Source organism: Arcicella aquatica (assembly GCF_034928825.1).
Taxonomy (GTDB): domain Bacteria; phylum Bacteroidota; class Bacteroidia; order Cytophagales; family Spirosomataceae; genus Arcicella; species Arcicella aquatica.
Window position 1 is genome coordinate 184067 of the sequence record NZ_JAYFUL010000006.1, and the last position, 13280, is coordinate 197346.

A 13280-nucleotide genomic window follows, 5' to 3' on the forward strand; every position below is an offset into this window, starting at 1 on the left:
AAGGCATTCGTCATATCCTCTTAATTCAACCTTAATTCTTGGAAATTAAAAATACTACCGACGACTATTTCTTCCTTGAAAACGGTGGCGAAGCTGCCGAAATCATTAGGAATTTAGACTGGTCTTCAAATATTCTAGGACGACCTGAAACATGGCCTGAAAATTTGAAGAATACTTTGGCTACATTATTGCCATCCAAATTCCCGATGTTTCTTTGGTGGGGCAATGACCTAATCCAGTTTTATAATGATGCCTATAGACCAAGCTTTGGAGATCAGGGGAAACACCCTAAAGCTATGGGACAAAGAGCGGAAGATTGCTGGCCTGAGATATGGGATTTTCTTGCTCCGCATATTTCTAATATATTAGCTACTGGCGAAAGTGTCTGGTATGAAAATATGTTATTGCCTATACATCGAAATGGTAAACTTGAGGATGTGTATTGGACATTCAGTTATAGTCCAGTAAGAGGAGACGACCGTCAGATTGAGGGTATTTTGGTAGTTTGTAATGAAACAACCAATACTGTAAACCATAACAAACAGCTTCAAAATAGTAAGGATGAACTATTATTCGCTATTGAAGCAGCCGAACTTGGCACTTTTGACCTTAATCCAGTCACTAATAAATTTTCAGCAAATAACCGCCTTAAAAGTTGGTTCGGATTACAGCCCGATGATGAGATTGCCCTAAATATAGCAACAGACGTAATAGCAGAAGCTGATCGTGATAATGTGATAAAAGCGATAGGGGATGCCTTAAAATTTGAATTAGGGGGGAAGTATGAAATAGAATATACGATTATTCACCCTATCACAAAAGAAGAAAAAATAGTGCGTGCCAAAGGACGCGCTTGGTTTAATGAGAATAAAGAAGCCTATCGTTTTAACGGAATTTTGCAGGACATCACAGAACATAAAAAGGCTAATGATGAAATTTTGAGGTCAAGACAGTTGACTGACCTCACCCTACATAATATGGGTATGGGCCTTTTTAATGTTGATTTTGCTACTAATAATATAGAATATTCTCCTGAATTTGCTGCTCTTATATCTGGTTCAAAAATTAAAGATTTATCACGGATGGATTTTGTTAAATATATCCATCCTGATGATTTAGGGTTGCGTCTTGAAGCTATTGAGCAAGGATTAACAACTGGTAAATTTTATTATACCCCACGAGTAATTTGGGACGACGGAAGTATTCATCATATTGCCATTTCTGGAGCTAGGATTGTTGACGCTAAGGGCAATCCCAAGATATTCTCAGGAACAGGCATAGATATTACAGAACGAGAAAGAAGTCGTGTAGCATTACAGCAAGCAGAGCATAGACTGGAACAAACAAAGCGTGAAGCAAATGCTATGTTCAGAAATGTGACTGATAGTTCACCTACTGGACTTTGGCTAGCTGATAAACAAGGTATGTTGACCTACTTGAATAACACTTTGGTAGAGTGGACAGGCATGCCTTATTCAGAATTGTTGGGGATAGGCTGGACAAACGCTATCATTGAAGAAGACAGACAAATGGCAGCGGAAGTCTTTGAGGAAGCTGTGAATTCGCTATCGCATTATGATGTGCTTTTTAGGATTAAGAAAGCTACTGGGAAAATAGTATGGTGTCGTGCAGCAGGAGACCCATTTTTTGATGAGAGTGGCAAGTATGCTGGCTATGCAGGATTTTGTATGGACATGGATGAAATCATCGCAAGCAGAAAAGCACTTACGGAAAGCGAAGAACGTTTTAGCCTCATGATTAAGCAAGCTCCTGTAGGAATATGCCTTTTTACAGGATTGGATATGAAAATTGAGATTGCGAATGATATCATGATTGGATATTGGGGGAAAGACAGAACTATCATGGGTAAACCGCTTGAAATAGCCATCCCCGAATTAGTTGGTCAGCCATTTCTCTCATTATTGCAGGAAGTTTACTTAACAGGCGTGCCTTATGAAGCTGTTTCTACCCCAGCACGCCTTGAAGTAGATGGGAAATTAAGTACATTTTATTTTGATTTTACCTATAAGCCAATCAGGGATATTCATGGAAATATTTATGGTATTATGGATATTGCCGTTGATGTAACTGAACGGGTTTTAGCCTCACAAAAATTAGATGATACACGTATTGCCTTAGCGGGTGCTATTGAATTGGCCGAACTAGCAACATGGCAACTTGATATTAGAAATAAAGCATTTTCTTATTCAAAAAGGTTTATGGATTGGCTAGGCTTCACTGAAGATACCAAAACGATGGATGAAGCTTATAATCCATTGCCTAATGATTACAGAAAATTAGTCAGTGATGCAATCCAAGCTGCTATAATGCCAGGTTCTTCGGGAATTTATGATAATGAGCATCCAATTATCAACAGCGTTACGGGGCAGGTAAGGATTATTCATGCAACGGCAAGGGTATTTTATAATAGTGATGGTATGCCAGCGTATTTAAGTGGCACAGCCCAAGACGTAACAAAAGAAAGAAAATTACAAGAAGAACTAACATTTAAAATCAGAAAAAGTACGGCAGAATTACGCCAAGCAAATGCAGAATTAGAGATAAATAATAAAGAATTGCAACAGTTTGCTTACATTGCCTCGCATGATTTGCAAGAACCTGTTCGGAAAATATCGGTCTTCATTCAGATGCTTGAAAATTATATCACATCTGACCCAGAAAAGGTAAAAATATACATTGAAAAAATAAGTAATTCAGCAAAACGCATGTCAACATTGATTAAAGATGTGCTTGGTTTTTCTGAATTAGCTAATAGTACCAAAGTAATTGAAATTGTAGATTTGGAGGAGGTAATGGAGAATATCTTGAGTGATTTTGACTTGACAATTGAACAAAAAGAAGCTACTATCATCTACCAAAATTTACCAAAATTAAAAGCTATTCCATTACAAATGGGGCAGTTGTTTGGCAATTTAATATCTAATGCTTTGAAATATTCTCGTCAGGATGTTAAGCCTGTCATTAAGGTTATCAGTAGCAAGCTTAATGACAACGATAAAAAACTATTTTCTATCGATAATTCATTAGATTATTATAAAATTGAGGTTATCGATAATGGAATAGGTTTTAATCAAAAGTATGCAGAGCAGATTTTTAATATTTTTCAACGATTACATGGCAAAAATGAATTCGCAGGTACTGGTATCGGGCTGGCAATGTGTCGAAAAATTGTACAAAATCATAATGGAGATATTAAGGCATTTTCGGAGGAAGGAAAAGGAACAACATTTGTTCTTGTGATACCAGAAGAATAAAACAAGTAATTTTCGACCCATACATTCCTATTTTATATTAGATAACAAATGATGAAGACTGTCTTTTTGATTGATGATGATTTAGATGAACGTGAAATATTTCAGGAGTCTTTATAGGTACTTAACCTATATGTTTAGTATAGTAATATATGAATTTTGAGGAGGCTACAAATAAATACGGTTTTCAGTAACATTTTTTAATAACTTGATTTTTAGCGCAGTATAAATTTCTTAGACATATTCCCTTAAAATATACTTTTAGGAACGAGTTTTTTGTAATTTTAATGCTGAAGCTGTTTAAGCTTTCCGTTTCTTAGGTGAAAGTATTGTATTTTTGGATTGCTTTTTTCAAAATTTGGGAAGCATAGCATCGCTATGTTGAGTAAATTTTGGAACAAGCTATTCTAAAAGACTTAGTTTAACCCGAAAGGGAAAGTTTAAACAGCTTCGCTTAATAAAAATACTTGTTATCCATGGAATTGTATGTAAATCGGGAACATTTACTAAAGGAGATTGAATATCCAGCTAGGTTCAAGGCTGAAAACCTATTCAAAAGTTCGGCAATTATCTTTGTTAGCCTCCTTGTGTTTCTTTTATTGTTCAAGCCCTTTGGCATGTATGCCCCTGAATATAAAATAAACTATTTTTTTATCTGTAGTCTTCATGCATTATGCCCTGCCTTAATCGTTTTCATTTATTTTTCTATACTCAATTTTTTTACACAAAGAAAACAACACTGGACTTTGCTAGAGGAATATTCACAGATAGGTGTTGTCCTAATTTTGACAGGTATTACCAGTTTTTTAATACGAGATTTAATCTACAACAACCCTGATAACTGGTCTTTCAATTACCTTTGGGAAGAAATTAGAAACTGCTTTATTGCAGGAATATTCTTTTATTTTTTTCTGAGATTAGTTAGCTTCTATCTTCAATCAAAGAAAGGCTCGCCATTCGTACTTCAGTTTATCCCACTTTGCGTTGACCCTCCCAAAAAAGAGATTGAGGCTACCCTTTTTATCAATACACAAGTTAAACAAGATGACTTTAGCTTAAATATAGATGATTTATTATTCGTAAAAGCTGATGGAAATTATATTGAATTAACCAGCGCAATTGATAATCAAATAGTGATAGAATTAAAAAGAATTTCTCTGACACAATTTGAAACTCAACTTTCAGGCTATCCACATTTTTTCAGGTGCCACAGAGCTTATTTAGTAAATATGTTCAAGGTCGAAAAAGTTTCGGGAAACTCTCAAGGGTATTTATTATCCTTTCATGAAACCAGCGAAAAGATTCCTGTGTCTAGGAAACAGCTAGATAGTTTTAATCACTGTTATGAACAACTCAGGCAGCAAAATGTAGCTTAAACTTGTTGTTCATCACAAAGCTAGTTACTGATAACAGATTGCACTGAGAACTGGTTTTAGTATTGTAGGTTTGTTGCAAGTAGCCGATAGTCGGATACGAAACAATTATAAACCAATCAATCATGTCTTCTCAAATTTCAACTGCTAAGCCATCAAACAAACTATTATACATAGACAATATAAAACTACTATTAACCATATTAGTGGTGCTCCATCATACTTGCGTTACGTATGGTGCTCCGGGCGGGTGGTATTATATTGAAAAAACTACTCATTTGGGTGCTCTCATACCCCTAACGATGTTTGTGAGTATAAATCAATCTTATTTCATGGGCTTTTTCTTCATGCTTGCGGCCTATTTTACTGGTACATCCTATGCCCGAAAAGGTGCTGCTAGGTTTATAGCTGACCGTCTGTTTAGACTAGGCATTCCTTTGTTGTTTTACTCATTTGTTTTTTCTCCCTTCCTCTGCTATTTGGTTTATTATTTTGGAAAAGAACAACACATTACTTATTGGCAATATCTTCAAGGTTACGATAACTGGATAGATTTTGGAGTAATGTGGTTTGTAGTGGCATTACTGTTGTTCTCCTTAGGGTATGTCTTTATAAAAAGCCTTTTTAACATTAATATTAGCAGACCTTTACCAACACCGACTGCATATACGATACTCTTGCTAGCAACGGTAGTAGGCATTATTAGTTTCATAGTCAGAATCATTTTTCCAGTTGGCTGGGTTCTTAAACCACTAGGTTTTCAATTAGGGCATTTCCCGCAGTATATTGTATTTTTTATCATTGGATTATTGGCGGCTAAGAACAATTGGTTTGACCAACTTTCAGAAAAAACTAGCAAGCAACTTGCTTTATCCATAAGATGGTGCTTATTATTTTTTCCTATGTTTTATCTGATACGAGTAAAGCTGGATATGCCTATTGCTTGGTACTCTGGGGGATTTCACTGGCAGTCATTATTATATGCAGTATGGGAACAATTGATTGGTATTTCTATACTGACAGTATTACTCATTTATGGAAAAAAGCGTTGGAATACAACGTCAGTATTACTGAGTAAATTATCACGGAGCAGTTTTGCGGTATATATTTTTCATCCGCTCGTTATTATCGGTTTATCATTAGCCGTAAGAAATTGGACTATTGACCCATCCATAAAATGTTTGATTATAGCACCCATAGCCGTATTAGGTAGTTTTGCATTAGGGTCTCTTATTTTATTGATTCCTGGTGTTAAAAAAGTGATTTAAGGCGTAGGCTAGCATTTATAATATGAATCAAGGTGGTTTTCTAAACTATTAACATATCAATCAATTGATTTTACTTACCTTTAAGGTCTCGTCTAATAAAATATCTTCTACGGCGGATGGAAAAAATACCCATAAGACATATCAAAGTAAGTAAAAAAGAACCAGATTTATCTGAAGCGTTTACCATTCGGGATATTGATAGTTTACTTGCTGAGACCGATATGGTGCAAGAACTTCATAGACATGATTTTTTTTATCTATTGATTGTAAAAGAAGGCACTGGTAATCATAATATTGACTTCACATCTTACAACGTTTCTGATTATTCTGTTTCCCTTATGCGACCAGGACAGGTACACCAACTAGTTTTGGAAGCAGGAAGTACGGGTTATTTAATACAATTTAGAAAGGATTTTTATTCTCCACATGACAAATCAGTAAGCCAACTATTACGCAAGACGAGTAATATTAATCACTATCAATTTGATTCGAATAAATTTCAGAAGTTAAGTGCCATATTATCTAATATCTTTCAAGAATATACCGACAAACAAGAAAAGTATCTGGAAGTAATTAAAGCCAATATGGATATTTTCTTTATTGAGCTTATTCGAAAACATGGTAGTAATCCAATACAAGAGAAAGCGAACCTTTATATAGAAGCACAACTTGAAGCGTTTTTAAGCCATTTAGAGACGCATGTTTTCAGCCACAAACAGGTGTCTGAATATGCGGCTTTACTAAATCTCTCTACTTTCCAGTTGAATGCTATCACTAAGACATCTTTAGGGAAGACGTGTTCAGAAGTGATAAATGAATACATTATATTGGAATCTAAAAGATATCTTCTTGCCACTTCTAATCAAATCACTCAAATAGCTTATTATTTAGGCTATGAAGATGTTTCATACTTTATCAGATTCTTCAAAAAGCATACTGGATATACTCCTGATGCTTTTAGACACAACTTTAAATAAATCCCATAGAACTACATTTTTGTCCTATCTTCTCCATCTGGATTGAAACTACCTTTGCAAAGAACAAAATTAGATTCTTTAAGGCAATGATAGATAATAAAAATTTTGACGTAATAATTGTTGGAGGAAGTTATGCTGGGCTAGCAGCAGGTATGGCTTTGGGCAGAGCATTAAAGCAGGTATTGATAATTGATAGCGGATTACCTTGCAACAGACAAACGCCACACTCACATAATTTTCTAACGCAAGATGGTAAAACACCTCAAGAAATTAGTGTACTAGCTAAAAAACAGGTAGAACGCTATGACACTGTTACATTCTTTAATGGTTTGGCAACACAAGGAGTCAAAACCAAGAATGGTTTTGATATTCAAGTAGCCTCAGGAGAAATATTTCATGCTGGCAAATTGATTTTTGCCACGGGTATCAAGGATATAATGCCTGCTATTGATGGTTTATCAGCATGTTGGGGAATATCAGTGATTCACTGTCCGTACTGTCATGGATATGAGGTGAAAGGCGAAAAAACAGGGATTTTAGGAAATGGTGAATATGGCTTTGAGTTTTCTGCCCTTATTTCAAATTGGACAAAGGACTTAACATTATTTACTAACGGAGTCTCTACGCTAACAAACGAACAAAGGGAGAAATTGGGAAAACACCACATTGAAATTGTAGAAACACCTATTGAAAAATTAGAACATTCTAATGGATACCTGCAAAACCTCCACCTCAAAGACGGAACCAAAACTGCTATTAAAGCTCTCTATACGCGCACTGCCTTTGAACAACACTGTCAGATTCCCACCATGTTGGGATGTGATTTAACAGAGGAGGGATATATTAAAATAGATACTTTTCATAAAACCACGATTGAAGGTGTTTTTGCGTGTGGTGATAATGTAACTCGAATGCGCACAGTAGCGAATGCTGTCGCAATGGGAACTACTACAGGAGGAATGGTTAATAGAGAAATTATTTTTGAAAATTTTTAGAGAATTTAAAGCAGATGAAAATTATTATAGTAGGTGCTACAGGCACCATGGGAAAACACTTGGTAAGTGTATTAGAGAAGGAACATGAAATAATAAAAGTGGGTGCGCACGGTGGAGATATTATCACAGACATAACTTCTACGGAATCAATCGAAAATATGTTTAAACAAGTTGGCTCTTTCGATGCCTTGATTTCAACAGCTGGACCAACGTATGTAGGACCTTGGAAAAAGATGACTGATAAGGAGTTCCGTAAAGGATTAGAAGGAAAATTGATGGGGCAAATCAATTTGGTACTAATCGGACAGCACTTTATAAAGCCCAAAGGTTCATTCACTTTAATCTCAGGGGCTTTAACGCATGAACCACAATTGAATTTTGCCAATGCATCAGCCGCCAATGGTGCAGTTGAAGCTTTTGTGAGAGCCGCCGCCATTGAATTAGAAAATGGCGTTAGGATAAATGCGGTCAGCCCTACAGTTATTGAAGCTTCACCTCAATATTTTCCATTTTTCCCCGGAGAGATTCCCGTAACGATGAAACAACTTGAATATGGCTTTCGCAAAAGTGTGTTTGGAGCTAATACTGGGCAGATTATAAAGCCTTAATGATTTTTGCTAAGTATTGTTTTGTATAAAATTGAGTTTAAGTCATCTCATACGCAATTTGTAGTGGCTTATTAAGATAAATATCCTATTAATAGACTAATATTCTGGATTTGGAATACTAGTCTATTATCCTTTGAAAATGAATAGTTTGATATTAAAATTCACCCCCTTCCTTCGTATACTTCACTGTCTAAATTATCAGCTTTATACCATCTTGTCTATTCAGCTAATGAAATATTTCTTAATTTAGAATATGGATAAGCATGAAAGACGTATTTGTATATATAGTTCCTTATTGATAGTATTGGTTGTAAATTCACCAAGACTATTGGCTTTGAGAGAGAACGGTATTATAGCACGTTACTGGCAATTTGATTTGGTCGAGTACAGCTTTCAATTTTTGTATAATCTATTATTTTGTTTAATATTATTTTATATAAACCTTTCAAAAGATAAAAGTTTAGCCTTGTACTTGCTAAAGAAAAGATACAGCCTTTATTTCTTGGCTAACATAATTGTTATTCTACTCTTTATAATCATTGGAAGTTTTATCCAAGCTAATCTATTTTTCGAAAATCATTTACCAGGAGTGGTGGTCAGAGGTTATTTTGTACGTTTATTGTTTAGTGCTGTGCTAATAGGTATTATTATTAGAATACTACTATTACTACGAGAAAGTAAACTTAAAGAGAAAGAAAATGAGCAATTAAAGCGTTTTTATCTGGAAGCACAATTACAATTATTAAAAGAACAATTGAATCCTCATTTGCTATTTAATTCCCTGAGTAGCTTGTCTGGAATTGTACGAGAAGACCCTAAACTAGCGCAGTTTTATATCATACATCTTTCTAAAGTATTTAGGAACGCCTTAGAAAAGTCAGGTACGATGTTGGTTTCACTAGCAGAAGAACTAAGGATACTTAAATCTTATGAAGAGCTTTTAAAAATGCGTTATGAGAAAGCATTTCACTTTGTGATTACGATTGATGAACATTATCTTAATTTTACTTTGCCACACTTATCCCTTCAGCCTTTATTAGAAAATGCCATCAAGCATAATGCTGTCAGTATAGAAAGACCTTTGGTTATAACAATTTATGTGGAGGACGAATGGCTAGTAGTTAGTAATAATTTACAAGAAATAATCTCGCCTGAGAATAGTACTGGGATTGGTCTGGTTAATCTTAACGAACGCTTTCGTTTGCTTAAGCTTAAAGAGATTGACATAAAAAAAACAAAAGACACATTTTTAGTTAAATTACCGTTAATACTATGAATCCGTTACGTATAGTTATCATAGAAGATGAACCTGTTACAGCCCGTAACTTAGCACATATATTGCTAAGCATAGATATTAATATTAATATCGTGGATATGCTTAAAGGGGTAAATGAATCAATAGCTTGGTTTACGTTAAATCAAACTAATTATGACCTTGTTTTGATGGATATTAGGCTTGCAGATGGGTTATCGTTCGATATTTTTAAAAAAGTAACCATTAATAAGCCCGTTGTATTTGTGACAGCTTATCATGATTATGCTATTGAGGCATTTAAAAATAATGGGATAGATTACATTCTGAAACCGTTTGATGAACAAGAAATAAAGCGTGCATTAGATAAATATAATAACCTTGTTAGAGCGTATAGTGAGGAGTCTGAAACCATCAAGTTTACAAAATTGCTAGAGGAATTTAAGGTGGGTATTAAGTCTTACAAAAGGTCATTCTTGGTAAACTATCGGGATAAATTAGTTCCTTTAGAGACGACCAAGATTGCTTGGTTTTATACGGCAAATGAGATTGTTTATGGACATACTGCCGACGGTCAGCAATATATTATGGATTTTACGTTGGAGCAACTAGAAGAGCAAGTAGACCCTGCATTATTCTTTAGAGCAAATAGACAGTTTATTATTAATCGTACAGCTATCAAAGAAATAGATTTTTATTTTAATGGACGCTTTTCTGTTAAAATAAATCCAGCACCACTAGATCGGGTGCTAATTAGCAAAGCACGTGTACCAGCGTTCAAAAGTTGGATGAATCGATAAAACATTTCACCTGCTAATTTTCCAGTCTTACCTTATTTTTAGCCCATCCTTTATTTTTCTTTATCAAATTTGTAACGTAATGGTTAGTGCATAAGGTCTTTATAAAACCTATGTTATGTAGCATTATTGTGATAATAAATAATATCAAAAAATAGAAATTTCATGAAAATTAGGAAAATTACTTCAGGGCTAGTTATCGTATTAACCCTGTTATTCTTTAGCCAGCTGACTACAGCACAAAATACGTCTGTTATAAAAAATACGAGTCCCGAAGAAAGAGCAGAGCTTCTTACAGACTTGATGAAAAGCAAGCTTGGTCTTGATTCAGTACAGAGTATTAAAGTACAAGCTATAAATCAGAAATACGCACTTAAAAATGAGCCAATCTTAAAAAGTAATGCGGGTAAGTTTTCAAAATTCAAGCAAATAAAAAAACTACAGAAAGAAAAAGATGAAGAACTAAAAAAAGTATTCACTACCGAGCAGTTTAAGCAATATCAGACTTTTGAAGCTGAAATGAAGCATAAAATTAAAGATAGGATAAAACAGCGATAAGCTTGATAAAACAATTTTTGCAATAAAATTAAAAAGCTCTAAAAAAATGGGAAATATTTTATTTAAAATAAGTATCTTATTGATTCTGGCAGTTGCTTGTTCACAACATGATGGTACAGATATGGTAGAACCTGTTGTTGATAACCTTCAAGGACCTATTTCTAGACCAGTTTCAGGCTATGGAGCAGATGGTACGAATAAAGTAGCTGAAATAGACTTTCCTAATCCGCAATATGCAGGAACAAAAGTAACAATATTTTATCCTGAGGGTATTACTTCACCTAGACCAACAATATTTTATTCACATCCTTATGGAGGTGAAAACAAAGAATACAACAGAGGTTTATTTGAGTTTATCGCCAAAAAGGGATATGTTGTTGTATTTGTACCTTATTCCACTGCATCTGGTGTGGGAATCGATTATCGTTACAATACTTTATGGTTGGGCTTTTTAAAAGCAGTAACAGATTATCCAAATATTATTGATACTAAAAAGGTCGGTTTTATGGGACATTCATTTGGTGGAGGAGCATCTATTGGATTGGGATATAAGGCTTTTGTAGAAAAAGGATGGGGTGAAAACGGACGATTCCTCTTTACAATGGCACCGTGGTACAGCTTTCAAATTACCTCAGAACAGTTGAAAAGTTTTCCAACGAATACGAAAATGATAACGCAGGTATATGATGAAGACATCTTTAATGATCATAGAATGGCGATTGATATTTTTAAGAACAATAATATTACTAATGCAGAAAAAGACTTTTATTATCTCAAATCTTCGACTGTAGCAGGTTATTACTACTCAACAGGACATAACCTCCCAAATAGCCGTTCTGCTTATGACGCCTATGATTATTATGGAGTATATCGCATATTAGATGCCATGATTGATTATAGTTTTAATAATAGTCTGTCAGGTAAAAATGTAGCATTAGGCAATGGTTCTATAGAACAGATAACAATGCCTAGCTATAAGGCAGAAATGATGACACCATTGGAGGTATCTGATAATCCGACACCCAAATATGCTCAAAGTAAATATGAGTTTCAGTGTAGAAGCCTTGATAACCCTAGAGTTTTAAATTGTGATTGAGTAAATAATTTTGGAATAATGAAAAAAATAGGATTAATACTGTCGTTATTAATAGTGTTTGTAAACAGCTATGCACAACAGTCTTTTGAAAAGGTAGATAAATGGCTTGATGATAATGTGGCAAGCATGGGTGGGCGACTGATGTTAGTTGTTTACAAAGATGGAAAGACTGTTTATAGCCATTCTGTAAACCAAATGAATAATAAACAGCGGATGTTAGTGACGTTTATTGCTAGAAGACAAGGTAAAACAGTAGATTTTGATGATTTTACTGAAACGTCTAAACTACAAATTGCTAGTTGTAGTAAATGGTTAAGTGCCGCATTAGTGATGACGTTTGTAGATGAAGGTAAATTAAAACTGACGGATACTGTAGGTAGATTCTTGCCTGTTCTTTCAAGAAATGGGAAGGGTAATATTACCATTAGCGAATGCCTATCACACATGACAGCTATTCAATCCCCCGATTTGAGAGAGAATCTAAGAGAAATGAGACAGATTAATAGCATGGATGAAGCGATAGCTCAAATAGCACAATATCCTATGGAAGGTACTCATGGTAAGGTTTTTCGTTACAGTAATACTGGTTTACAAATAGCAGGGGCGGTCATTGAAAAAATTAGTGGTAAGAGTTTTGAAACTTTGTTTGCAGAAAGAATTGCCAAACCTTTGGAGATGAAGAATACAGATTTTGGTATAGGTAAGGTAGCTTTACCTGCTGGTGGGGCAAGTAGCACGCCTAATGATTACATGAATTTCTTAATCATGATATTGAACAAAGGGACATTTAATGGCAAAAGAATCCTTTCTGAGAATAGTATTGCTGAAATGCAAGTAAACAGAGTTACTGCCGATGTTAAAGTTGCTTATTCACCAGCAGAAGCGGGAACATTAAGTTATGGTTATGGTGAATGGCTGATGGGAAATAACATTGTTAGTAGCCCAGGGCTATTTGGAAGTTTTCCGTGGGTGAATAACGATAAAAAATATTGTGCATTTTTAATGGCTTTTTACCTTAAACCAGACGGCAGACAAAAGAAATATGCAACACTGAAAAAAGTAGTGGAGGAGGAGCTTAAATAAA

Annotated in this window: 11 protein-coding genes; all 11 read left to right on the forward strand. The window is 34.8% G+C overall.

Translation table 11 applies throughout. The features are described from left to right. Positions 1-38: 38 nt before the first annotated feature. The 11 genes from VB264_RS05865 (at position 39) to VB264_RS05915 (ending at position 13279) form a co-directional block, all read left to right on the forward strand. Positions 39-3275 carry a PAS domain S-box protein gene (locus VB264_RS05865; protein ID WP_323247586.1) on the forward strand — a complete coding sequence of 1079 codons (3237 nt, stop codon included), beginning with the start codon at positions 39-41 and terminating at the stop codon, positions 3273-3275. 473 nt (positions 3276-3748) lie between these two features. After that, positions 3749-4648 (forward strand): LytR/AlgR family response regulator transcription factor, encoded by a 900-nt coding sequence (locus VB264_RS05870; RefSeq protein ID WP_323247588.1) that lies wholly within the window; start codon positions 3749-3751, stop codon positions 4646-4648. A 122-nt stretch (positions 4649-4770) separates the two neighbouring features. Then, positions 4771-5913: an acyltransferase gene (locus tag VB264_RS05875; protein ID WP_323247590.1), complete on the forward strand. Its 1143-nt coding sequence runs from the start codon at positions 4771-4773 to the stop codon at positions 5911-5913. A 116-nt stretch (positions 5914-6029) separates the two neighbouring features. After that, on the forward strand, positions 6030-6890 hold the full coding sequence (locus VB264_RS05880; RefSeq protein ID WP_323247592.1) for a helix-turn-helix domain-containing protein: 861 nt from the start codon (positions 6030-6032) through the stop codon (positions 6888-6890). Positions 6891-6976: 86 nt separating this feature from the next. Beyond that, complete coding sequence (locus tag VB264_RS05885; protein ID WP_323247594.1) at positions 6977-7885, forward strand: NAD(P)/FAD-dependent oxidoreductase; 909 nt, start codon at positions 6977-6979, stop codon at positions 7883-7885. A gap of 14 nt (positions 7886-7899) precedes the next feature. Next, positions 7900-8493: a short chain dehydrogenase gene (locus tag VB264_RS05890; RefSeq protein ID WP_323247596.1), complete on the forward strand. Its 594-nt coding sequence runs from the start codon at positions 7900-7902 to the stop codon at positions 8491-8493. Between the two features lie 253 nt (positions 8494-8746). Then, a complete protein-coding gene (locus VB264_RS05895; RefSeq protein ID WP_323247598.1) occupies positions 8747-9769 on the forward strand; it encodes a sensor histidine kinase in 1023 nt (340 codons plus the stop codon). After that, on the forward strand, positions 9766-10545 hold the full coding sequence (locus tag VB264_RS05900) for a LytR/AlgR family response regulator transcription factor (RefSeq protein WP_323247599.1): 780 nt from the start codon (positions 9766-9768) through the stop codon (positions 10543-10545). The genes VB264_RS05895 and VB264_RS05900 overlap by 4 nt, the downstream gene beginning before the upstream one ends. A gap of 162 nt (positions 10546-10707) precedes the next feature. Continuing rightward, a complete protein-coding gene (locus VB264_RS05905) occupies positions 10708-11100 on the forward strand; it encodes a hypothetical protein (RefSeq protein WP_323247601.1) in 393 nt (130 codons plus the stop codon). A gap of 46 nt (positions 11101-11146) precedes the next feature. Next, positions 11147-12196 carry an alpha/beta hydrolase gene (locus VB264_RS05910; RefSeq protein ID WP_323247602.1) on the forward strand — a complete coding sequence of 350 codons (1050 nt, stop codon included), beginning with the start codon at positions 11147-11149 and terminating at the stop codon, positions 12194-12196. An 18-nt stretch (positions 12197-12214) separates the two neighbouring features. Beyond that, positions 12215-13279 (forward strand): serine hydrolase domain-containing protein, encoded by a 1065-nt coding sequence (locus tag VB264_RS05915; RefSeq protein WP_323247604.1) that lies wholly within the window; start codon positions 12215-12217, stop codon positions 13277-13279. Position 13280: the final 1 nt, after the last annotated feature.